This window comes from Pseudonocardia sp. Ae717_Ps2 (assembly GCF_001932475.1).
Lineage (GTDB): Bacteria > Actinomycetota > Actinomycetes > Mycobacteriales > Pseudonocardiaceae > Pseudonocardia.
The window spans coordinates 62,601-82,805 of the sequence record NZ_MCIS01000007.1 but is presented as its reverse complement, the minus strand read 5'-3'; the positions used below and the strand labels follow the sequence as shown (position 1 = coordinate 82,805).

Below are 20,205 nucleotides of genomic sequence, written 5' to 3'. Positions count from 1 at the left end.
ACTGGTCAGCGGTTCTCGGTGGATCCCCTCGGTCCGGGGCGGCGTGGACAGAATCGTGCTAGTGGCCGAAACCGTTGGTGAGGCCCTGTCGTGTGCGTCCACGCGGATCGTTGGGGCCATCTGGGCCCGTGTGTTCGCGCCGCGCCGCGGCCAGTGCGCCGCAGACCTGCGCGTCGCCGCAGCTGTTGGGCGAACTGGACGAGCAGCAGGAGGCGGTCATCACGGAGCTGGACCGCGGCACGTTCCTCGGAAACCCGCATCACCGCCCCCTACTCGTGCGAGGGTCGAGCGCGGCGCGGAGCGCATCAGCGGTCCACCGCACCGTGCGCCGCAACTGCAGCGGCACCGGCTGGCCCGCCGAGAGCTCCGCGGCCGCAGACCGCAGAACGCCGGCGACGCGCCCGGCGACCACCCGGTCCGGGATCGGCGGAACACCCCGCTCGACCAGACCTGCCACGACACGTAGCGCCGAGGCCTCGGCTTCGGTCTCGGCGTCGACATGGTGGGCGTAGCGCTCATAACGGCTGTTCTCGCCCATCCCCAGCCCCTCCCGGCGCCGTCCCGGCTGTGTGGTCCGTCGGGGTGCTTCCCCCACCCCGACGGACCCGCGCAGCCTAACCCAGATGGGAACAATAGTTCGAACTATGGGGGTCTGCGTGGTCGTCGGTGAGCGCAGGGTTCCGGTGAGGTCGCGACCGCAGCCGGGTGGGCCGTGGTGACTCTGCACCCCGCGGCCCGGCTTGCCCGCCGATGCCGCGCGTGGCCGCACCCGACGCGGGTGACACCACCACGTCGCGTCGTCGGCTTCCGGTCGGGCGGTCGGGTGGTGTCACACCGGTCGGGCGAGCGCGCGGCCCCGTCGCGCCGGACCGCGGGGTGCGGGCGAGTCACGTCCCACCACAGCGGTCGGGACCGCACCGGCCCCGCTTCCCCAGGGGCCGGTGCGAACGCCCGAGAGAATCGGAGCCCCGCCATGGAGCAGATCACCGACCAGAACGCCGTCTCGCTGACCACCCGCAACGCCGACCTGAACGACATGGTCGAGCTGCTGCGCACCCAGCAGGCCGCCAAGACCGACCACGTCGTCGCCGCATCGGCCCTGGCGGCCCTGGGCGGGCAGGTGCTGGTGCACGGCGCCGGGGTCGAGCTGTCGCCCGACGGGGTCACCACCAGTGACCTGACCCTGGCACCGACCCGTACCGCCGACAACGGCATCGCCGACAAGCTCGGCATCCCGGCCGCCTACCTGCGCCGCACCCGCGAGCAGAACCTCGACCTCTACGACGACAACGTCAACGGCTGGCTCAGTCACCAGCCCGATCGCCGGTTCCTGGTGCGCGGCCTGGCCGACGGCGACGGCCGGCACGGGGTGATGCGGGCGCTGCTGTCGGACCGTTACCGCCCGATCGAGAACCTCGACGTGCTGATGACCTGCCTGGACGGGATCCGGGAGGCCGGGCACCCGGTCGACATCGTCTCGGCGGACCTGTCCGAGTCCCGCATGTACGTCAAGATCCGCTCCACCGCGGTCGCGACCATGGCCCCGGCGCTGTTGTCCGGCTACACCTCCCCGTTCTCCGGGGAGCGCGGCGCCGACAACCCGACGGTGTTCGCCGGGTTCGTCCTGACCAACTCCGAGACCGGGCAGGGCAAGTTCCGCCTTATCCCCCAGCTCACCGTGCAGATCTGCACCAACGGCATGACCCTCACCAAGCACGCCATCGACGAGGTCCACGCCGGCGGGCGCCTCGAGCACGGCCAGATCGACTGGTCGTCCGACACCCAGGCCACCAGCCTGGCCCTGGCGCGCAAGATGACCCGCGACGCGGTCGGGAAGTTCCTCGACCCCCGCTGGGTCCAGGCCCGGATCACCGAGATCGAGGCTGACGCCGGGGTCGAGGTCACCCAGCCGCAGCAGACCATCGAGCACGTCAGCAAGAAGCTGCGGTTCTCCACCACCGCCCAGGACTCGATCCTGTCCCACTTCATCCGGGGCGGTTCCCCGACCTCGGGTGGGGTGCTGCACGCGGTCACCGCGGCCGCCCAGACCATCACCGACGTCGACGCGGCCTACGAGGTCGAGTCCCGCGGCATCGAGGCCATGCAGTTCTCGGCCACCTTCGCCGCGGCCGCGCGCTGACCGCTCCCCACCTCGGCAGCCCGTCCGACCGGCACCCCGCTCGTAGTCAGCGGGGGTCGGTCGGCGGGCCCGGGGGCGTGTCTGACCACCATCCTCTTGCGAACAGGAGCTCCAGCGATGACCGCGGTTGCCGACATCCGGCGGATCTTCTCCGTGCGCGGTATCGATCCCGACCAGCTCACCCAGACCCCACCCGACAGTCACGGCACCCCCGCGTTCGTGCTCACCACACCGGACGGGACACGGGTGTGGTTCGCTCCGCTCGAGCGGGCCGGCTGGCGGATCGGCTGGCACTACCTCGTCACCGCCCACGGTGCGCTGGTCGAGCACGGCCGTACCGATTCCACCATCGCGGAGAGCGTCCTACCGGTCCTGCACCGCCACACCAACCGGTGTGCCGCGTGATCCCCGCAGTGCTCGCTCGCCTCGCCCCGCCGGCCGCGCACCGGCCGTTCCCGCTGTGCGCCGACGGCCCTGCCGAGCGGTGGATTCTCGGGCTGTTCGTGGCCTGGCGGGATCTGCAGGACGACGGCGGCGGGTCGATCAGCGGTGCTGATCTGGTCGGCCATCTCGATGAGATGTTCACCGCGATCGGGCTGGACGACGACACCAGTCTGCTCGAGCTCGCAGCGCAGTGCCTGTCCCCTCGCGAGCCACGTTGCCGGCACAGCCACGACCACGACACCGCCGTCGAACAGTAGTAGACGGATTCGTCGGAGTGTGGGTCCGCCCCCGCAGCAGGGGGCGGACCCACGCTGGCATCCCGACGGGTGGTTCGGTGATGAACCTGCCGCGGGGTCCCCGCGGGTGAACCCGCCCCGCAGCTACCTGCATGCGCACCACCACCGCCCGGCGGGTCCACGCCGCCGCGACCACGGCAGAACCCCCACCGAGCCACCCGTCGGGCCGCCGGAGACGCGCAGCGCGCCCCCGGCCATCGGGGACGCACCACCCGGCCAGCGACGCCGGGTGGACATCACCGGTGAGTGAAAGGCCTGCTGCCCATGACCACAGAACCGACCACCGAAGCGACCACAGAAGCGACGGTCGGCACCGACGACCAGTCCGACACCGAGTTCGCCACCACCCGCCTGGGGTTCGACACCAGCGCGGCCCTCAGCACGCTCGACCAGCTCGGTGAGCTGGCCTGGGCCGACCCCGCCGAGCTGGTGTTGGAGGTCAACACCCGCACCGAGGTTCAGCTCGACCCGCACTTCTGCGCCTCGGTCCGCGACCGCGGTGTGCGCGAGCCGATCAGCGTCTACCGACGCAACGACGGCGACGGCGACGGGGTCAGCGTGCTGGTCGTGCGCAAGGGCCAGCGTCGCACCCTGGCCGCGCTCAAGGCCGGCCTGGCACGCGTGAGGGTCCTCATCGAACCCCAGCCGACCACCGCTGACATCGACACTGAACCGGAGCGGGCTCGACGCACTCACGACGCCGAACGGATCATCGACCAGCTCACGGAGAACCAGCACCGAGCCGACATCTCCGATGCCGAACAGGTCACCGCGCACCAGCAGCTGCTCGGGCTCGGGATGTCCGCGGCGCAGATCGCGCGCACCACGCGGACCCCGGCCAAGCGGGTCCGCCAGACCACCGCGGTCGCCGGCAGCGCCCGCGCGATCGAGGTCGGCGCCCGCTACGACCTCGATCTGATCCAGATGTCGGTGATCGCCGAGTTCAGCGACGACGACGACGCCGTCGCCCGGCTCACCGAAACCGCGCTACAGCGGCCTCACCAGCTCGCCCACGCCGCGCAGCGGCTGCGTGACACCCGCGCCGAGCGGGCCCTGTGCGCCGAGCTCGAAGACCAGCTGCGCGAGGACGGTGTCACCGTCCTGGGTCGTGACGACGCCGGTCACGACACTGCGATGACCCTGGCCCGGCTGCGGCCCAGCCTGGACGACCCGTCAGGTACCGAGCTCACCGAGGACGCTCACCGCGACTGCCCGGGCCATGCCGCGACGGTCACGGTGCGCTTCGACTTCGACCAGGGCAAGACCGCCCACACGCTGTGGGTGTGCACCGACCCCGCCATCCACGGCCACGCCGAACGCTACGGCCGCCCGAGCGTCGGCCAGAAGCCGGCGGTGCCGGTCGGGGAGACCGACGAGCAGCGTCAGGCCCGGGAGGACCGCGAGCGTGAGGCCGCGCGTGAGGCGCGCCGCACGGTGATCGCGAACAACAAGGCGTGGGAGTCCGCGCAGGTCGTGCGCCGCGACTGGCTGCGCGAGCTGTTCGCGCGCAAGGCTGCCCCGAAGGGTGCGGCGATCTTCGTCGCCGCCGAGTTCGCCCAGGGCGACCACGACCTGCGCCGGGCGATGGAGTCCGGCAACGCCCTCGCCTCAACACTGCTCGGGCTCGGCGACGCAGGCGGCGGCTACGGCTACTACAGCGGCAAACCCAGCCCCATCGCCGAGGCCGCACGCTCCGGCTCCGCGGCCCGGGCCACCATGCTCGCGCTCGCCCTGGTGCTCGCCGCCTATGAGGACGGCACCAGCCGCGACAGCTGGCGCAACCCGACCCCGGCGACGCGCCGCTACTTCGCCCAGCTGCGCGATTGGGGCTACGCCCTGGCCGACGTCGAGCAGCTCGTCCTCACCGACGACGCCACAGAGGACACCACCGACGCCCCCCAGGGCGCCGGCGACGCCGTTGATGTCGATGAGCAGGGTGCACCCGAGGGTGAGGAGGACAGCGAGGCTGCGGCCCTTGGCTGATCGCCGCCTCTTCGGGGCGGGGCGCCGCAGCGTGCCCCGCCCCGTTGTGCGCCCGGCGCGACATGTCGATGGTAGGCCAGATTCTGGGGTCGGGTGAGGCTCGGTGGCTGGATCGCCCGCAGGTCAGCACACCGGCGGTGGGGTGCGCGGCGATGAACCCGTCCGACCCGGCCGGGTGAGACCGCCACGATCAGATGGGCCGTAGCGGAGCCGGTCAGCCCGGTGCCGGCGGCGAGGACCCGGGGTGCCGCTCGGGCAGGGCCGCCGGTCACCTGCTGGGCCCGTAGCCGACAGCGGGCCGGTAGCGCCTGTTCCCGGCCGGGTCCTGGTCCCGGTCGCGGTCTCACACCGGCCGGGCCAGACCGAACCCCCGCCGCCCCCTGCGGGGCCCCACCGCCGCCGTGCTGAGGCAGAGCCGCGTTCCAGCCGCCGAGCCTCACCGACCCCGTGGAGGACCACCATGACGATCACCAACACGAACACCAGCGCCGGTGCCCGGCTCGGTGAGGCGTTGAGCCTCGACCGGCTCCGGGAGCGCTCGACCCGGTTCGACGGCTTGGGCGTCTCCATCGCGCTGGATCCGCACTGGATCCGGCTGGTCGTCTCCGACCACGACGGCGCGGTGGAGATGCGCTGGCTCGCAGCACAGTGGGCCAGCTGCGCGGGGACGGCCGGTCTCTCGGTCACGCTGCACTCGGTCCACCCGCTCTGTCCGGGGCGGTGGGCCGAGGAGCTGGGTGAGGACTGCGACCTCACCGGCGACGAGGTCACCGTCGGGGTCTGCTACCCCGACACGCTCGCCGACGATGCCCTGGCCCGCGACATCCGGCCGCTCGTCGACGCCGCCGATCTCGGACCCGTGATCGTGGCCCTGGCCGGCTACCACCGCGACCTGCTCAACCGCTGAGCCCCGGCGGGACCGGCCCACCGGGACCGGGTCCCCGCCGCGTCGTTTCCCATTCCACCTTCTCCAGAGGGGTCATTCATCATGCCCACCTTCGCCATCACCGAGGACCAGCTCACTGCTGCGCTGCACGCCGTGATCGCCGACCGCGGCCTGAACTGGACCTACCCCGACATCGACACCGACCCCGAGGCCTACGTCGAGCCCGACGATCACCACCCGCTGTTCGCCGAGAACAGCGGCGAGCACGGGCTGCCCTCGTGCCGCTACGTCAGCGCCGACGGCCACCGCCCGATGTGTCTGATCGGCGCCGCGCTGCACCAAGCCGGGGTCCCCCTGCACGTGCTCGCCGACCACGAAGGAGCCCTCGCCGACGCCGTCCTCGATCTCGTGATCGAACCAGTCCTGCCCGACCTCGTCTCCGACGCCGCCCGCGCGGCGCAGAACGTCCAGGACGACGGCCGCACCAGCGGCGACGCCCTCGCCGCCTACCACAACGTCCTGATCGCCGGGCGCGTGATGAACCGCGCGAACCCCTGACCACCTCCGGCCACGAGGACGGGCACTCCCATTCCCCTGGCCTCCGATCACCACAGGCTCTGGCTCCGAGCCGGTCCCGAACGAGAGGCACACGCGATGAACACCCTGGCCCACATCAACGGCGAGATCCTCCACGTTCCCGGCCTGACCCTCTGGGGCCGGCGCCAGGTCCGCGGACTCCACACCAAGCACTCGCTGATCTGCTCCGGCCCCGCCGGAGCCGTCGAGCTCTGGGCTCACCTCGATGCGCCGGACATGGGCGGGGTGGAGTTCCACGACGTGCGCGAGCAGGTGCCCGGCGAGGGCCCGGAGCCGTGTGACCTGCTGCCCGGCGGGATGTGCTTCGTCGAGGGCAGCAGCGGCATCTACACCCGCCAGTTCCTCCCGATGATCACCGCCGGTCAGTCCCGCGACGTCTGCGAGCACCTCACCGACCTCTACGTCATCCACCACGGCGGCCTGCCCGCCCGAACACCAGCAGCAGGGAGTCGACCGTGACCGTCACCTTCTTCCCCGCCGAGCCCGCCGCCGTGACCGTGCTCGGCGCGTCCATCCACTGCCCCGCCGACCCGCGCCAAGACCGGCGACGGTTCCGCGACTACACCGCCGCGACCGCGGGCCTGGCCGAACACCACCGGTTCTGCACAGATCCGTGGTGCGCCGGCCAAGCGGGCTACGTCGTCGAGTACCGCAGCACCGACGGCGAACCGCGCCTCAACCTAGCCAGCGTCCACGCGCGCACCCTGCTGCGCGCCCTGGGCCTGTGCACGGAGATCGGCGCCGACGACCTGCACCCGGCGACCATGGCCGGGATCGCGCCGTCCACTCCGCAGGACGCCGAGGATGCCCTGGTGGGATCTCTTCCCGCGGAGCTGATGCTCGGCCGGGTCGAGCTGGCCCTGGCGGCGGCGCCCGCCGACGCCGGCGTACCAGCCACCGAGCACCGCGACGGCGCGGTGATCGACTTCGGGCGCCAGGCCGGGTGGCTGCAGGACCGGCTCGCCGTGCTGCGCGAGGTCACGCTCTACGCGCGAGCCCACCAGCGCGACGTCGTCTGGGTCTGAGCTGTCTGGGCGCTGTGGCTATCTGCTGACGGCGGCCGTGCCCGCCACGCTGCGACGCGTCGGCCGGGAACGAGTGCCCCCGGTGGGGCGGGATGCCTCCTGGGGATGTCGGTGCCCAGGTGTGGAGACGCCCGAAGGTCAGCACCCCGGCGCGAGGTACGTGCCGATGAACCGGCGCCCGGACGCCGAGCGGGTGGGACGGCGCCTCACTGCGTTCGGACCCGCTTCGCGGGTTCCCACCCGCTCGGGCCAGCACCGAACCCCCGCCACCCCTGACGGGCCTCGCGCCGCCGCGCTGAGGCAGGGCCGCGTCACCAACCAGCCCGACACCCCCTGGAGGCACCCATGAACGAGATCACCCTCGCCGGCAACATCGGCAAGGCGCCCGAGCTGCTCTACAGCGAGCACACCGGGGACGCGGTCCTGCGGTTCTCGATCGCCCAGAACGACCGCTACGTCGACCGCCGCAGCGGCGAGTGGCGCGAGAACCCCCCGGTCTGGACCGAGGTGGTCGCCTTCCGCGAGCTGGCCGAGAACACCGCGGAGTCGCTGCACGCCGGGGACGCCGTGATCGTGATCGGCAAGCTCGCCGACAACTCCTTCACCCCCGCCGGGGCCGACTACCCGGTCCGGCGCACCGAGCTGCGGGCCCAGACCATCGCCGCCGACCTGCGCCGCGCGAGGGCGACGGTGACCCGTCAGCCCGGGCGCGAGCGGGCCGGTTCGACCACCGCTCCCCAGACGGCCGACTGACCCCCGGTCGGCCACCGGGCGGGGCACCAGCCACCCCTCAGGCGGTGCCCCGCCCGGTCTCCACCCCACCCGACCGCCGAAAGAGGTGAGCAGCGATGAACTTCCTGGACAACGCCCTGCCGTGTCGCGACGAGGACCCGGAGCTGTTCTTCGTCGTCGGGTCCGGGCCAGCCGCCGAGCACCAGCTCGACGCCGCCAAGGCCGTGTGCCGCCGGTGCCCAGCCATGGCCGCCTGCCGGGAGTGGGCCCTGTCCACCGGGCAGATCGGGGTATGGGGCGGGCTGAGCGAGGACGAGCGCCGCGCCCTACGGCGAGGCCGCACCGCCGGCCGCCCCCGCCGCACCGACCACCGGACTCCACGCAGTGAACGGGCCCGACGACGAGCTGAGGCCATCGCCCGGGTCGAGCAGGGCGATCGGATCGACGACGTCGCCGCCCAGACCGGTGTCAGCCGCCGCACCCTCGATCGATGGCGGGCCGACGCCCGCACCAGCGCATGACCGGCCCAGAGCCAGGCCCGCCGGGACCGATCGGTCCCGGCGGGGGTGACGATCGACAACGGCTCCAGCTGCGTCGAACGATAGTCGTCAGACCACTACCGACGCCCACGCGCTGCGCCGCCGCCCGGAGCCGGGGTGAGTGAGGCCTGGTGCCGGTAGCACGACCGCGGCCGGGACCACCGTGGCGCCCGGTCGGAGCATCCTCCGCCGTCGATGTGGGGACGTGGTGACTCTGCACCCCACGGTCCGCCTTTCCCACCGATGCCGCGCCGGCCGCACCCGACGCGGGTGACACCACCGACTTCGTCCCTCGGCCCACCGAGTGCGGGCGGGGTGGTGTCACACCGGTCGGGCGAGCGCGCGTCCCCGGCGCGGCGGCCCACGCGGTGCGGGCGAGTCACGTCCCACCGCGACCGGCGGTGGGCCCGGATCCGGCCGGTAGCGGCTGGGGAAGGCAGCGCGCGGCCAGTACTTGGTCGATGCGCCTACGAGCACACCCGAGAGGAGGTGATCTTGCATGTCGCAGCACAACGAGACCGAGATGGTCGAGCTGGGTGACGCCGCGGTCCTGACCGAGGGCGGTGGTTCCGGCACGTCGGAGGACAAGCGCTACGTCTACGCCTGATCCAAGGCCGTAGGCGCGAGGGCCCGGTGAACGCACTGTCGTTCACCGGGCCCTCGTCGTTACAGCACCCCACCCCCCCGGGGTGGGCCGGAGAACCCGACCTGGGAGGTCGAGACGATGAGCGTTCGATGGTTCGGTGGCCGCGGCACCGCCGCCCCCGGCCCTGCCCACACCGGCACCGGCTGCACCGGGGCCGGGTACCCGGCCGGCGCCTGCGCGCTCGGCCGGGACGTCAGAACGGCGTGGGTGTGCGGAGACTGGCCCAGCTCGCAGGCCGCGACCGTGCAGGGCCCCGGCCCGACGGTGGCGGTCCTGGGGCGCGCCCGCTGCGACGTCGAGGTGCTGGAGCACTGGGTCCGACACGGGGTGCCCGACTCGGCGGTCACCGCGTTGTCCGGGGGCTACACCGTCGTGGAGATCACCGATGAGGCCACGGTGGTGCTCACCGATCCTGGCTGGGTCCAGCCCATCTACACCGCGACCACCGCCGACGGCGCCCCGCTGTGGGGATCGAGCGCAGTGGCGCTCGCCGCCCTGATCGGCGCCGACGTCGACGACACATGGCTACACGCCCACCTGCGCCCGGCACACAGCACCGAGCCCGGCAGCGGGACCGGCGCCCGGTCGGCGTTCGCCGGGGTCACCGCAGTACCGCCCGGTGCCCGCCTGACCGTCTCCGCGTCGGGAACCACGATCCGCCCGCTCGCCACCGCCGGCGACCCGAGCAGCGGGCCCGATCGGCCGGCTGACCGGCTACGGGGGGCGATGCAGGGAGCGGTCGCCGAGATCGCCGCGGGTGCCAGCTCGACCGGCCAAGCAGTGGCCGCGGACTGTTCAGGGGGAATGGACTCGACGTCGCTGGCGATGCTGCTCGCCCAGTGCCGCACTGCCCGCGCCGAGGAGCTGCGCCACGCCGCTGTGGCGGTGACGGTGCACCCGGCCGGGACCACCGCGGGTGGGGATCTCGACTACGCCCGCGCTGCGGTCGCCTACGCCCGCACCGGGCTGGCCGGGCTGGCCCGGACCGTGGAGCACCTGCTCTGCCCCCTGGATGACCGTCACCTGCCCTACGGGCGGATGGGTGAGCTGGTTCCGGCGACCGATGAGCCGGCGCCGTCCACGGTCGCGATCGCCCGGTTCGACGCCGAACTCGCGCTGCTGGCCGGTCGTGGGGTCGGTGACCTGGTGACCGGCGACGGTGGGGACACCCTGCTCGGCCCGCAGCCCGGATACCTGCCCGACCTTGCCGCAACGCGAACCCTGCACTCGCAGGCGCAGCTGCTGCGTCACGCACTGGGCTGGGCCCGGCTGCGGCGCACGGCGGTCTGGCCGCTGCTCGCCCAGGCCCGGGCGGCCGCGGCCCGCGGCGAGACGGGCGAGGCGGCACGCACCCGCACAGCGATGCGGGTCGTGGCCCGCACCGCCCGCGCCGACGCACAGATCACCGAACAGCTCCACGGCATCACCCTGCACAACCCGTTCACCGACCCCACCGTGGTCGACGCCGCACTCGCGGTCCCCGGGCCGCTGCGCGCCGCGCCGGGTGACTACAAGCCGGTGCTGCGCCAGGCCATGGCCGGGCTGCTGCCCGAGTCGGTGACGGGGCGGCGGACGAAGGGCGACTTCACCCCCGATCAGTACCGGGGACTGCGCACCCACCTCCAGGCTCTCACCGGGCTCGTCGACGGCGAGTTGGCCGCGCGCGGTCTGATCGACCCCGACCGCTACCGGGCGCTGCTCACCCGTGCCGCCGCCGGCGCCCCGGGTATCGGGTTCCACCAGCTCAACCCCGTGCTGGCCACCGAGGTGTGGCTACGCGCCCTCGACCAGCGGCCCGCGGCCGCCCGCTGGATCACCACCGACGAGGACCCGCGACCAGCGGGCTCGACCCACTCCCGATGGGAGGTCTTCTGATGACCACGCTGCTCGTCCGTCCGGCCGAGGTCCGCGCCGCGGATCTCGGCCACACCGTCGTGCTGCTGCACGCACGCACCGGCACGGTGCGCGCCCTACTCGGCTCCCAGCGCGAGGCCTTCCTCGCCCTCGACGCCACCGGCACCTGGGCGCCCGGCACCGAGGCCGAGGCGCTGGCCGCGAGCCTGTCGAGCGCGGGGTTCCTGCACCCGGCCCAGCCGGGCCAGGTGCCCGCGCCGATCGTCGACATCCCGGAAACCGACGCCAGCTGGGGCACCCAGGAAGCGCCCGGTGCACTCCCGGTGCGCGGACCGCTGTCGCCGGCGTGGGCACCGATCGCGGCGTGCGCGCTCGCAGCAGTGCTGCTCGTGCGCACGACCGGGCGCCGGGCCCGTGGGTTCTCGCGCATGCTGCGCCTGGTCCGTATCGCGGCGGGGGTGGCGCGCCGTCCGGCGTGCGACACCCAGGTGGTGGCGGTCCTACACTGTGTGCGCGTCATCGGAGGCGTGTCTCCGTTCCGGACAGCGTGCTTGGAGGAAACCGTCGCGGCGATGCTCGCCCTGGCCGTCACCGGCCGGCGAGCTGGGTGGTGCCACGGGATCGCCGCGGATCCGATCAGGCTGCACGCCTGGCTCAGCCTTGACGGCTGCCCCGTCGGCGAGCCCGCCTCCACGCTGCGTTTCACACCACTGATCCAGCTGCCCGAACCCGACCCCGCGCGCGGCCGTGACCGGGCGGCGAAAGGAGACAACTCATGACGCTGACCTCCAACGGCCACACCGACACCTTCAACCCCGGCGCCACGAGTGGCGACCACACCGCCGCGGCCACACCGATGCTGTGGATGCGGGGCGAGCGCGCCGCGCTGGGCCCGTTCACCCGCGAGCTGGCTGAGCTGTACTGGCAGTGGGAGAACGAGCCCGCCGTGATCGCTGGCATGGGCCGCCAGACCCCGGAATCGCTCGAAGCGCGGCTGGCCGGCTACGACGCCCAGGCCCGTAGCATGGGCACCATCCCGCGGTTCACCATCTACGACCTGACCCGGCCCGGGGGGCCGGTGCCGGTCGGGACCAGCGCGCTGCGCATCGACCACTACGTGCGCACCGCGGAGTTCATCATCCTGCTCGGCGCCGACGGTCGTGGCCGAGGCCTCGCGGTCGAGGCGACCCGGCTGACCCTGGACTACGCCTTCACCATCTCGGCGCTGCGCTCTGTCTGGCTCAAGGTCCTCGAGCCCAACACCGGCGCGATCACCGCCTACGAGAAGGCCGGATTTGCCCACGCGGGGCGGCTGCGCCGCGCCGGGTACTGGCGTGGCGCCGAAGCCGACGAGCTGATCATGGACGTCGTCGCCGACGCCCATCTCGCCACCGGCTGATCCGCTCGGATCGGCGGAGCCCGCTACGGGGCCGGTGAGCCCCGTAGCGGGACCTGCCCGGCGAGGAGCCGACCGTCGTGCAGGGCACTGTGGGTCTGCTCGACACGGTCGCCGCGGTGCAGATCCAGCCGGGTGGCGACCAGCACCACCAACCAGCCCCGAGACAGGGCGGTGGAGCGCCACCGGGCGGGGACAGCGGCGCCGAGGTCGCCGTCGTAGAACTGCTCGCCCGGTGCACCGAGCCGGATCCGGTCCTCGCCGGTGATCACACCGGACCACCCTGGTAGTGCCGGAGCCGCGCGTAGCGCGCCGGGATCCATGGATGTCAGCATCGCGAACCCGCGACCGAGCAGCGCCGAGATGATCGCGTCGACCGGCTCGGCCGCCGGATGCGGATCGCCGGTCTCGACGGTCACGGCGAAGGTGACGGTCACGTAGGCGAGGGCCGTGGCCGGATCGTCGTCGGCCGAGAGCAGCCCCGGGCTCGCCCAGGCCGTCATCGCGTCGATGGCGCCTCTCCCGTCGTTGACCGCGTCGAGCCCCCGGCAGTGTCACCCACCGCGCCCAGGCTCACGCCGCGGACTGCTGGCTGGGGTGGCTCACGCGGCCGGATCGCCAGGCTGAGGCTACTGCGCGGTGTCGGGTGAGGTGAGCGCCCGAAACACAGCACACCGTGCCCGGGAACCGGGCGATGAACCGGCGGCAGACACCGACCGGGTGGGACATCGCCTCGCTTCGCTCGGACCCGCTACGCAGGTTCCCACCCCGCTCGGGCCAGCACCGAACCCCCGCCGCACCCGGTCTCGCCGCGCTCGCGCAGGCACATCACCACCCGTCCAACACCACGAGGAGCCACGATGAGCGACACACGCCGGCCCGGATGGGACGACCACACCGCCAAGACCGACACCCGAATGATCGAACTCGGTCTCGCCGAACCCGGCGCACTCGCCCCCGGGGCCGGGGTCTACTACGGCGACATCATGCCGCCGGAGTGGTACGAGGCCAACGCCGTGAACGATCTCGGCCTGATGACCGATGGCTCGTTCCGCGCCCTGGACGTCGCCCAGGCCGAACAGCAGCTCCTCGACGCGCGCGACGACCTGGAGACCGCCCGCGACGAGCGGGACCACGAGCCCAGCCTGGCCAACCTCAACGCGGTCTGTCACGCCAACGCAGCGGTCCACCGTGCCGAACAGGCCCTGGCCGCCGTCGAGATCAGCGCGCAGCAGCGCGAGGCCGCAGGGGAGCCCGAACCGCGCGCCGTCTCGGGGCGCGGGCCAACCGACGAAGAGCTGGCCGAGCGCTCCTTCTGGATCCAGCAGCACGCGGAGACGGAGATGGACCTGTAGCGGCCAGCTCGGTGTGGCCCGGAGGATTCGTACCGGGGCCACACCGAGTGGACGTCACAGGAGAAGCACAGACCGGTGGAGCGGCTGCGCCGCACGGTGGACCTGGAGGGATCGGGCCGATCCTGCGGGCGCGTTCCTCACGGGTCAAGGGCGCTGACGCGTCGCTGTCGCGACAGCCCTGGCGGGCTGCCCTGGAGCCGTGAGCCTCGACGCGCCCTCGGGGCGAGGCCCCCGAGGGGCAGGCGCACAGCCTGCCCCCGGTTGGCCGTCCCGGATCCCACCCGGGTCGGGCACGGGGTCCACAGAGCACGGGAGGAGCAACCCATGAGTGTCACGGCCAGCACCAACAGCTCTCGCGGTGTCGGGGAGCGGTGCGATGCTGTGCACGAGCACGGCGCCCGGGCCGGGCGGGAGGAGGTAGCGCGCATGCCGCGACGTGTCCGCCCGCGCCTGGATCGTGAGGTGATGCGGCTGCGTCAGGTCGCGCTCGACGCCGCGGCCGCCGGACTGTTCGTGTTCCCGGTCAAGGCCGGATCGAAGATTCCCGCCTTCCACGGCGAGACCCAGTGCCGCGGGCGCGGGCCCTGTGCCGGCGGGCATCAGGGCTGGGAACAGCGCGCCACCCGCGATCCCGCCCAGATCCGGCGATGGTGGTCCCACTCGTCGTCCCGGTGGAATGTCGGGATTGCCTGCGGACCCTCCGGACTTGTGGTGATCGACCTCGACACCCGCAGCCAGCCGCTGCCTGAATGGGACGGAGCCACTACTGGCCGGGAGGTCCTCGACCAGCTCGCCGCCCAGCACGGCGAGATCCTGCCCGACACCTACTCCACGGTGACCCCGACGGATGGGGAGCACCTCTATTACCGGATGCCCGAGGGCCTGGCGCTGCGCAACACCCACGGCGGGCACGGGCACAGCCTCGGTCCGCTGATCGACACGAGAGCGGGTGGTGGGTTCGTCGTCGGCGCGGGCAGCGTCCGCCCCGAGGGCGCCTACCTGGTCGCCGAACACGGCCAGATCGCCGAGCTGCCCGCCTGGCTGGCCACGCTGCTCACCCCGCCACCGGCGCCCCGCCCGCAGGGCGGATCGGCGAAGGGGCTGTCGACCAGGCGCGCGAACGCCTATGTCGCCGCGATCCAGGCCGACGAGCTCGACAAGGTCGAACACGCCGCAGAGGGCCGGCGGCAGATCACCCTGCTGGGCGCCGCCCGGGTCTTCGGCCAGCTCGTCGGCGGCGGGGAACTCGACGCCGACAACGCCTACGCGGTCCTGCTCGACGCCGCCACCGCGCATATCGGGGTCGCGGGATTCACCCGCGCCGAAGCAGAGCGGACCGTGACCCGCGGGATGAGCTTCGGGATGCGCGCCCCACGCACCGTCACCCGCGACCGTACCGCCGACGCCGGCAACGACACCGGCGAGGAGTAGCCCGGAACAGGCGACGAGTAGGACAGGAGGTCGGGGATGTCGCTGACCGCGCAGCTGCAGCAGGGTGTGCTCGCGCGGTGGTGCGCCACGCACCTGCCCGGCACCACCGCAGCGGTCGACCAGATCCGCGCCGCCTCGGCCGCGGCCGAGGCGCTGCGGCCGACCGGCCGGATCGGCGCGGGACACTGGCCCATGGTGGGCGGGATCGTCAGCGCGCGGCTGGCCGCGCTGGTCCACGACGCCGCGCCGTACGCGGCGCTCTACGGGCTCGTCGCGGCCGAGCTGATCTCGCCGCAGGAGAGCAATGCGATCGCGGCCGGCTACCCGGCCCAGCAGGCCGTGCTCGCCCAGGAACCGGACCTGGCTGAGGTCGCGGTGGGGCTGCGCCCCACTCCGCGTGACGTCGTCGCGTTGCTCGCGCCGCGGGCTGACGGGCACGGCGGGCGGCGCGGCGATGCCGTGTTCGCTGAACTCGCCCACCGGGGCCACGTCTTCGCGCGGCGCCATGCCCCGACCGGGGTGATCGGCTCACCGGGCGCCGAGACCGCGCTCGCCCGCACCCACACGGTGTGGACCCTCGGCGAGGACCGCTACCGGTCCGGGACCACCCCGCCGGCGCTGGCCCGCATCGCGCAGTCCGGCGAGGCGACGGTGGAGCAGCTGCGCGCGCTGGCCACCCCGGCGGTCGTGGCCGACGCGGCCGCGCTCGCGCGGGTGGTCGAGTCGTCGGGCACGCTCGCGGCCTGGCACGAGTGGGCCGGCGGTCCGGACCGCGGGCAGGACCTGGGTTTCGCCTCGCCGGTGCTGGTGCCGCACTGGGCGGAGGCCGACCTGTTGGTCGGCGACACCCTGGTGGAGGTCAAGACCGTGCTGCGGGCTGATCAGCCCGCGCGGGTCGCGCGGTGGGTGTGGCAGCTGCTCGGCTACGCCTGGCTCGACCGCGGGGACCGGTGGAAGGTCCGGCATCTCGCGTTCTACCTGGCCCGGCACGGGGTCACGGTCCGGTGGTCGCTCGAGGAGTGGGAGACGCTCCTGGTCGGTGACCCGTCCCGGATCGGCGAGGTCAGGGACGAGTTCCGTTCACTGGCCGAGCAGGCCGCGGTGAACGAGGGCGCCACCCTGTTGCCGATGCCCTGAGGAGTGCTGTCGGGGCGACTCGCTCGGGCACGGTCCCGTAGAGGCGAAGCAGGCCCGTCTGGACCGCCCAGAGGTCAGCACACCCCGGGTGGGTGCACGGCGATGCCCGCCGCCGACGCCGCCACGGGTGGGACGAGCTCGCTGCCCGCTCGTCGGCCTGCGGCCGATCCCACACCGGACGGGCCAGCACCGGGTCCCCGCCGCCCCTGGCGGGCCCACCCGGGCCGTGCTGAGGCAGGGCCGCGTTCCAGCCACAACCACCCAGCCACTGCGAGGAGGACCGTGATGAGCGAGCACTTCCCGATCGTCAACCCCCGGGTCGAGGACGGCCTGGCCCTGAGCGACGCGACCATGGTCGAGTTCGGTGACGGGTGCACTGACGCGATGAGCATCGTGCCCGGCGAGCACGAGGTGGGTGAGCGCGTGCCGTGCCCGAGCTGCGCGAGTGAGCACGAGATCAGCTCGGCCCTGTCGATCCCGATCGCCCACAACATCACCATCACCGAGGTCGAGCCCGAGGCCGAGGCTGGCGACTGACGCCGGCGCTCGCGTGCCGTCCGGCCCCACCGGCCGGACGGCGCGTTCGCCAGCGGTGCCGGTCACGTGGCTGGGGCACCAGGCCCGGTGCCGGTCAGAGTGTTCGTCTCACCAGGCCCGGTGCCGGTGGGCACCGCCGGGTCGCCAGCTCGGTGCAGGCCGGGGTGTTCGGGTCACCGGCTGCGGTGCCGGTCGGTCTGCAGGGTGGCTGTTCGCCAGCAGTGGTGGTGCGGGGGTGGGCCTCCGGTGCTCGGCACGTCTGGATCGCCCGGATGGTCAGCACACCCGGGGTGGGGCAAGCGCCGACGAACCTGGCCGACCCATCCCGGTGAGACCCCGTCACTTCGAGGCGGGGCGGCGGCGGTCGCGTACAGGGTCACACCGGGATGGGCCAGCCAGGACCGCCGCCGGCCCTGCGGGCCCCCACCCCGGGCGTGCTGAGGCTGCGCCGCGTTCCAGCCGCACCGAGCACCGGAGGCCCACACATGAGCAGCACCAGCGCTACCCGACGCGTCGAGGTCGACACCGAGACCGGCCTCTGGACCCTCGACGGGGTCATCGGCTCCGATCTCAGCATCAGCGACCAGCGCGTGCTGGAGGACCTGCTCGTCGACCTCTACGAGCCGCCCGACTTCGGCGACGCCGAGCTCGGCGACGACGAGCCTCCGTTCTGAGGGCGGCTCGCCCACCGAGGGGCCCCGCCCGCAGGGCGGGGCCCCTCCCCATGTGTTCCGTTGAGGAGGCCCCAGCGATGCAGATCGAGATCCACCAGACCCACACCACGAAGATCCGGGCAGGGGACCTGCTGCCACTCGACACGATCGATCGGATGCGACACGACTACGACGGCGTCCCCGCACGAGTGGACACCACCTCGTGTGCTCGGGAGACCGACGTCGTGCACCACGGCAGGGACGAGCCAGCGTCGGTCGTGCTCGACGGCGGAGCCGTCATCGAGGCCCGGGCGGGCCGGATGATCGTGGTCGTCCGCGTCGTCCGCGTCGTCCGCGTCGTCCGCGTCGTCGCGCCGAGCCGCTGAGGCTGACATCGGCCTCGGCCGCGGCGCACCCCGCGCCAGAGGCGAAGCGGTGCCAGTGGGCGGCCGCGGCCGGCGGTCGGGTGGTGGCGCTCATGGCCGCGCCGGGCCGAGGAAACCCGGTGGACCCGCCTTCGGCGGGGTGGGCCTGACGGCCCTAGAGCTGAGCACGGCATCACTCAACGTCAAGGGCGCTGCGCAAGCTCCGCGTCGCCTTCGGCGACAGCCCTTCGGGCTGCCCTTGACGTTGAGCCTCGGATGCCGCGCGACCGCCGCTTCGCGGTGGCGGGGCAGACGCCCGCCACCCGAGACGGGCCGACAGGCCCACCCGGTCCTGTCCACCGGCCAGCGAGGGAGTGCAGTCGCGATGAACCCTACCGACACCACCACCACGAACACCAAGGCGGCCGCGGCCGCGGAGCTGGGCGAGATCGCCGAGATGATCGAGCGCGGTGCGCTGCGTGGTGCTCGTGCCCGTCTCGCGCGGCTGCTGGACACCACCGACCCGTCGGCGCGGCTGCTGCTGGTGCGCTGCGTGGAGGCCCTGGAAGCCGAGCACCCGACCACGATGCTCGCCCGCCTGCGCGGCGAGTGGCGCCAGGCCGACGACGACGGGCGCGCGCTGGTCGAGGCGTGCGCCCCGAGCGCAGAGCGGCGCGCGGAGAAGACCCGCGACGCCGAGCGCATCGCGCGCAGCAACCGCGCCAAGGACCAGGCTCACGCAGCCCGCAAGCCGCGCGACCTGACCAGCCGCCGGAGCGCTCCGCGCGGGCGACGGGACCCGCGAGCGGTCGAGCGCGACAGCGTCGCCCGCCGCTACTTCGCCGACCGGATCGACCCGGTCGAGGACTCCAACGAACCCCAGCACGATGACCGGCTGGACTACGACCTTGCGGCGGTGCCGCCGATGCGTGGTCTTCCGTGCGTGGCCTGCGGCGTCGAGCGTTCGACCGCCGATCAGCGCCGCGTCAACCGCGATGGGCTCTGCCAGGACTGCCGGGAGGATGGGACTCCGGGGATCGCTGTCCCGGACGCTGACGCAACCCGGCAGGTCATGCTGACCGCACGGTGCGACTACATCGCCGCCACCTCGACCAGCCCGGCCGAGCGTGACGCCCGGTTGCGACGGGACTGGCGATTCATGACCAAGGCCGACAAGTTCGCCGTCATTGCCTGGCGCGACACACAGTCCACCTGACCGCCCGGCCCGGGCCGGCCATGGTCGCCGGCCCGGGCCGAACGTGGCGCTCACGGCCGCGCCGGGCCGAGGGCTCAGAGTGGACCCACCTTCGGCGGGACAGCATCGCCCGCGACCACCAGCGGGGCCGGCCATGGAGCCGCGGCCACGGACGGTCAGGCCGTGGCCGCGTTGTCGCTCGTGGTGACCGGTGGCTTCGGTAAGGCGGCCACCGGCGGCGAATCGGTGGCCGCGCTCGCGCGGCGGGCCTGACGTAGATGTCCACGCACGCGCTTGACCGACAGCTCGAACATCGCGGCCAGGTCCTCGGCCTTCCGTCCCTCGCGGTGCAGCTCGGCGAGGACCTCGCGCTGTCGCGCCTCGACCTCCTCGAGCCGCTTCTGCGCCTCACCCTCTGCGTCGCGCCGGCGCTGCTCCAGCTCGGCGATCACCGAGTCCCGGTCGGCAACGATCTGCTCGGCATCACGGTCGGCTCGCGCGTAACGCGCGAACGCCTCGTCCTCCCGCCGGCGGCGCTCGGCCTGATCGGCATCAAGACGATCGCGTGCCGCCGCGATGGCCTCAGCGCGATCCCGGACCGCCCGCTCCGCCTTCGCTGTCTTCCTGGTTGCCATCGTTCGCTCCCCCCGCCTCCCCATCGATCCCGGACCCGCCCGTAGCGGGTCACTTACCGGTGCCCCCTGCCGACGTCCGGTGGGCGCCAGCTTGTGCCCGCCGGGCCTGCCCCTGGAGCCGGCGCGAGCGGACGCGAGGCGCCGAGCTCGGTCGCCCGCCGCAGCACCGCACGTTCCCATCGACCAGCCTCAGTTCTTCGCCCTGTAGGTCGCTCCTAGCGATCTGTCGCAGCTTCACTCTGGTTCGACTCTGGCAGTTTCCCAAAGCCCCGCTTGTCGATCACCTTGCCTCGATCTTACATGTCTGTCTTGCCATCTTTGACGCCTCACACCTATGCATCAAATGATCTTGCCGGATA

Annotated in this window: 23 protein-coding genes and 2 pseudogenes; 22 read left to right on the top strand and 3 right to left on the bottom strand. The window is 73.1% G+C overall.

Annotated features, from left to right (window positions below; translation table 11 throughout):
- Positions 1-259: 259 nt before the first annotated feature.
- The gene (locus Ae717Ps2_RS31120; RefSeq protein WP_075334584.1) at positions 260-538 is read right to left on the bottom strand and encodes a hypothetical protein; all 279 of its coding nucleotides are present in this window, start codon (positions 536-538) and stop codon (positions 260-262) included.
- Between the two features lie 435 nt (positions 539-973).
- Here Ae717Ps2_RS31120 and Ae717Ps2_RS31115 point away from each other — a divergent pair, with 435 nt between their 5' ends.
- The 15 genes and pseudogenes from Ae717Ps2_RS31115 (at position 974) to Ae717Ps2_RS31055 (ending at position 12,541) form a co-directional block, all read left to right on the top strand.
- Positions 974-2,140, top strand: coding sequence for a DUF932 domain-containing protein (locus Ae717Ps2_RS31115; RefSeq protein WP_075334583.1), 1,167 nt, complete (start codon positions 974-976; stop codon positions 2,138-2,140).
- Positions 2,141-2,257: 117 nt separating this feature from the next.
- Positions 2,258-2,545 carry a hypothetical protein gene (locus Ae717Ps2_RS31110; protein ID WP_075334582.1) on the top strand — a complete coding sequence of 96 codons (288 nt, stop codon included), beginning with the start codon at positions 2,258-2,260 and terminating at the stop codon, positions 2,543-2,545.
- On the top strand, positions 2,542-2,841 hold the full coding sequence (locus Ae717Ps2_RS31105; protein ID WP_075334581.1) for a hypothetical protein: 300 nt from the start codon (positions 2,542-2,544) through the stop codon (positions 2,839-2,841). The genes Ae717Ps2_RS31110 and Ae717Ps2_RS31105 overlap by 4 nt, the downstream gene beginning before the upstream one ends.
- Before the next feature lie 303 nt (positions 2,842-3,144).
- Complete coding sequence (locus Ae717Ps2_RS31100) at positions 3,145-4,863, top strand: hypothetical protein (protein WP_075334580.1); 1,719 nt, start codon at positions 3,145-3,147, stop codon at positions 4,861-4,863.
- Between the two features lie 460 nt (positions 4,864-5,323).
- Positions 5,324-5,770, top strand: a complete 447-nt coding sequence (locus Ae717Ps2_RS31095; protein WP_075334579.1) for a hypothetical protein — start codon at positions 5,324-5,326, stop codon at positions 5,768-5,770.
- 81 nt (positions 5,771-5,851) lie between these two features.
- Positions 5,852-6,307 carry a hypothetical protein gene (locus Ae717Ps2_RS31090; protein ID WP_075334578.1) on the top strand — a complete coding sequence of 152 codons (456 nt, stop codon included), beginning with the start codon at positions 5,852-5,854 and terminating at the stop codon, positions 6,305-6,307.
- A 96-nt stretch (positions 6,308-6,403) separates the two neighbouring features.
- Positions 6,404-6,805 carry a hypothetical protein gene (locus tag Ae717Ps2_RS31085; protein ID WP_060577594.1) on the top strand — a complete coding sequence of 134 codons (402 nt, stop codon included), beginning with the start codon at positions 6,404-6,406 and terminating at the stop codon, positions 6,803-6,805.
- On the top strand, positions 6,802-7,371 hold the full coding sequence (locus tag Ae717Ps2_RS31080) for a hypothetical protein (protein ID WP_075334577.1): 570 nt from the start codon (positions 6,802-6,804) through the stop codon (positions 7,369-7,371). Before Ae717Ps2_RS31085 ends, Ae717Ps2_RS31080 begins: the two co-directional genes overlap by 4 nt.
- 345 nt (positions 7,372-7,716) lie before the next feature.
- Positions 7,717-8,124, top strand: a complete 408-nt coding sequence (locus tag Ae717Ps2_RS31075; RefSeq protein ID WP_075334576.1) for a single-stranded DNA-binding protein — start codon at positions 7,717-7,719, stop codon at positions 8,122-8,124.
- A gap of 95 nt (positions 8,125-8,219) precedes the next feature.
- Positions 8,220-8,462: pseudogene (locus tag Ae717Ps2_RS39570) on the top strand (WhiB family transcriptional regulator); the annotation flags it as partial.
- 39 nt (positions 8,463-8,501) lie between these two features.
- Positions 8,502-8,624 (top strand): annotated as a pseudogene (locus Ae717Ps2_RS39565) (helix-turn-helix domain-containing protein); the annotation flags it as partial.
- A gap of 517 nt (positions 8,625-9,141) precedes the next feature.
- Entirely contained in the window at positions 9,142-9,249 is a 108-nt protein-coding gene (locus Ae717Ps2_RS36720; protein WP_139319120.1) for an albusnodin family lasso peptide, read from the top strand.
- A 117-nt stretch (positions 9,250-9,366) separates the two neighbouring features.
- Entirely contained in the window at positions 9,367-11,163 is a 1,797-nt protein-coding gene (locus tag Ae717Ps2_RS31065) for an albusnodin/ikarugamycin family macrolactam cyclase (protein WP_075334574.1), read from the top strand.
- On the top strand, positions 11,163-11,921 hold the full coding sequence (locus Ae717Ps2_RS31060) for a lasso peptide biosynthesis B2 protein (RefSeq protein WP_075334573.1): 759 nt from the start codon (positions 11,163-11,165) through the stop codon (positions 11,919-11,921). Before Ae717Ps2_RS31065 ends, Ae717Ps2_RS31060 begins: the two co-directional genes overlap by 1 nt.
- Entirely contained in the window at positions 11,918-12,541 is a 624-nt protein-coding gene (locus Ae717Ps2_RS31055; RefSeq protein ID WP_233147855.1) for a GNAT family N-acetyltransferase, read from the top strand. Before Ae717Ps2_RS31060 ends, Ae717Ps2_RS31055 begins: the two co-directional genes overlap by 4 nt.
- A 23-nt stretch (positions 12,542-12,564) precedes the next feature.
- Here Ae717Ps2_RS31055 and Ae717Ps2_RS31050 read toward each other — a convergent pair whose 3' ends face one another.
- Complete coding sequence (locus Ae717Ps2_RS31050; RefSeq protein WP_233147854.1) at positions 12,565-13,041, bottom strand: hypothetical protein; 477 nt, start codon at positions 13,039-13,041, stop codon at positions 12,565-12,567.
- Between the two features lie 357 nt (positions 13,042-13,398).
- Here Ae717Ps2_RS31050 and Ae717Ps2_RS31045 point away from each other — a divergent pair, with 357 nt between their 5' ends.
- The 7 genes from Ae717Ps2_RS31045 to Ae717Ps2_RS31015 all read left to right on the top strand — a co-directional run bounded on the left by Ae717Ps2_RS31045 (position 13,399) and on the right by Ae717Ps2_RS31015 (position 19,232).
- Complete coding sequence (locus Ae717Ps2_RS31045; RefSeq protein WP_075334572.1) at positions 13,399-13,893, top strand: hypothetical protein; 495 nt, start codon at positions 13,399-13,401, stop codon at positions 13,891-13,893.
- A 324-nt stretch (positions 13,894-14,217) separates the two neighbouring features.
- The gene (locus Ae717Ps2_RS31040) at positions 14,218-15,324 is read left to right on the top strand and encodes a bifunctional DNA primase/polymerase (protein WP_083702666.1); all 1,107 of its coding nucleotides are present in this window, start codon (positions 14,218-14,220) and stop codon (positions 15,322-15,324) included.
- Between the two features lie 36 nt (positions 15,325-15,360).
- Complete coding sequence (locus Ae717Ps2_RS31035; RefSeq protein ID WP_233147853.1) at positions 15,361-16,461, top strand: hypothetical protein; 1,101 nt, start codon at positions 15,361-15,363, stop codon at positions 16,459-16,461.
- Positions 16,462-16,746: 285 nt separating this feature from the next.
- Positions 16,747-16,998 carry a hypothetical protein gene (locus Ae717Ps2_RS31030; protein WP_075334571.1) on the top strand — a complete coding sequence of 84 codons (252 nt, stop codon included), beginning with the start codon at positions 16,747-16,749 and terminating at the stop codon, positions 16,996-16,998.
- A 485-nt stretch (positions 16,999-17,483) separates the two neighbouring features.
- Positions 17,484-17,672, top strand: a complete 189-nt coding sequence (locus Ae717Ps2_RS31025) for a hypothetical protein (protein ID WP_075334570.1) — start codon at positions 17,484-17,486, stop codon at positions 17,670-17,672.
- A gap of 77 nt (positions 17,673-17,749) precedes the next feature.
- Positions 17,750-18,037: a hypothetical protein gene (locus Ae717Ps2_RS31020; RefSeq protein WP_075334569.1), complete on the top strand. Its 288-nt coding sequence runs from the start codon at positions 17,750-17,752 to the stop codon at positions 18,035-18,037.
- Positions 18,038-18,281: 244 nt separating this feature from the next.
- The gene (locus tag Ae717Ps2_RS31015; RefSeq protein WP_233147852.1) at positions 18,282-19,232 is read left to right on the top strand and encodes a hypothetical protein; all 951 of its coding nucleotides are present in this window, start codon (positions 18,282-18,284) and stop codon (positions 19,230-19,232) included.
- Positions 19,233-19,387: 155 nt separating this feature from the next.
- Here Ae717Ps2_RS31015 and Ae717Ps2_RS31010 read toward each other — a convergent pair whose 3' ends face one another.
- Complete coding sequence (locus Ae717Ps2_RS31010; protein ID WP_075334567.1) at positions 19,388-19,846, bottom strand: hypothetical protein; 459 nt, start codon at positions 19,844-19,846, stop codon at positions 19,388-19,390.
- Positions 19,847-20,205 lie beyond the last annotated feature (359 nt).

Coding starts and splice junctions, on each gene's coding strand:
- Ae717Ps2_RS31055 (WP_233147855.1), top strand. CDS start 11,918: ATGACGCTGACCTCCAACGGCCACACCGACACCTTCAACCCCGGCGCC.
- Ae717Ps2_RS31010 (WP_075334567.1), bottom strand. CDS start 19,846: ATGGCAACCAGGAAGACAGCGAAGGCGGAGCGGGCGGTCCGGGATCGC.
- Ae717Ps2_RS31095 (WP_075334579.1), top strand. CDS start 5,324: ATGACGATCACCAACACGAACACCAGCGCCGGTGCCCGGCTCGGTGAG.
- Ae717Ps2_RS31060 (WP_075334573.1), top strand. CDS start 11,163: ATGACCACGCTGCTCGTCCGTCCGGCCGAGGTCCGCGCCGCGGATCTC.
- Ae717Ps2_RS31115 (WP_075334583.1), top strand. CDS start 974: ATGGAGCAGATCACCGACCAGAACGCCGTCTCGCTGACCACCCGCAAC.
- Ae717Ps2_RS31030 (WP_075334571.1), top strand. CDS start 16,747: ATGAGCGAGCACTTCCCGATCGTCAACCCCCGGGTCGAGGACGGCCTG.
- Ae717Ps2_RS31025 (WP_075334570.1), top strand. CDS start 17,484: ATGAGCAGCACCAGCGCTACCCGACGCGTCGAGGTCGACACCGAGACC.
- Ae717Ps2_RS31100 (WP_075334580.1), top strand. CDS start 3,145: ATGACCACAGAACCGACCACCGAAGCGACCACAGAAGCGACGGTCGGC.
- Ae717Ps2_RS31050 (WP_233147854.1), bottom strand. CDS start 13,041: ATGACGGCCTGGGCGAGCCCGGGGCTGCTCTCGGCCGACGACGATCCG.
- Ae717Ps2_RS31120 (WP_075334584.1), bottom strand. CDS start 538: ATGGGCGAGAACAGCCGTTATGAGCGCTACGCCCACCATGTCGACGCC.
- Ae717Ps2_RS31040 (WP_083702666.1), top strand. CDS start 14,218: ATGAGTGTCACGGCCAGCACCAACAGCTCTCGCGGTGTCGGGGAGCGG.
- Ae717Ps2_RS31020 (WP_075334569.1), top strand. CDS start 17,750: ATGCAGATCGAGATCCACCAGACCCACACCACGAAGATCCGGGCAGGG.
- Ae717Ps2_RS36720 (WP_139319120.1), top strand. CDS start 9,142: ATGTCGCAGCACAACGAGACCGAGATGGTCGAGCTGGGTGACGCCGCG.
- Ae717Ps2_RS31110 (WP_075334582.1), top strand. CDS start 2,258: ATGACCGCGGTTGCCGACATCCGGCGGATCTTCTCCGTGCGCGGTATC.
- Ae717Ps2_RS31035 (WP_233147853.1), top strand. CDS start 15,361: ATGTCGCTGACCGCGCAGCTGCAGCAGGGTGTGCTCGCGCGGTGGTGC.
- Ae717Ps2_RS31075 (WP_075334576.1), top strand. CDS start 7,717: ATGAACGAGATCACCCTCGCCGGCAACATCGGCAAGGCGCCCGAGCTG.
- Ae717Ps2_RS31065 (WP_075334574.1), top strand. CDS start 9,367: ATGAGCGTTCGATGGTTCGGTGGCCGCGGCACCGCCGCCCCCGGCCCT.
- Ae717Ps2_RS31045 (WP_075334572.1), top strand. CDS start 13,399: ATGAGCGACACACGCCGGCCCGGATGGGACGACCACACCGCCAAGACC.
- Ae717Ps2_RS31090 (WP_075334578.1), top strand. CDS start 5,852: ATGCCCACCTTCGCCATCACCGAGGACCAGCTCACTGCTGCGCTGCAC.
- Ae717Ps2_RS31085 (WP_060577594.1), top strand. CDS start 6,404: ATGAACACCCTGGCCCACATCAACGGCGAGATCCTCCACGTTCCCGGC.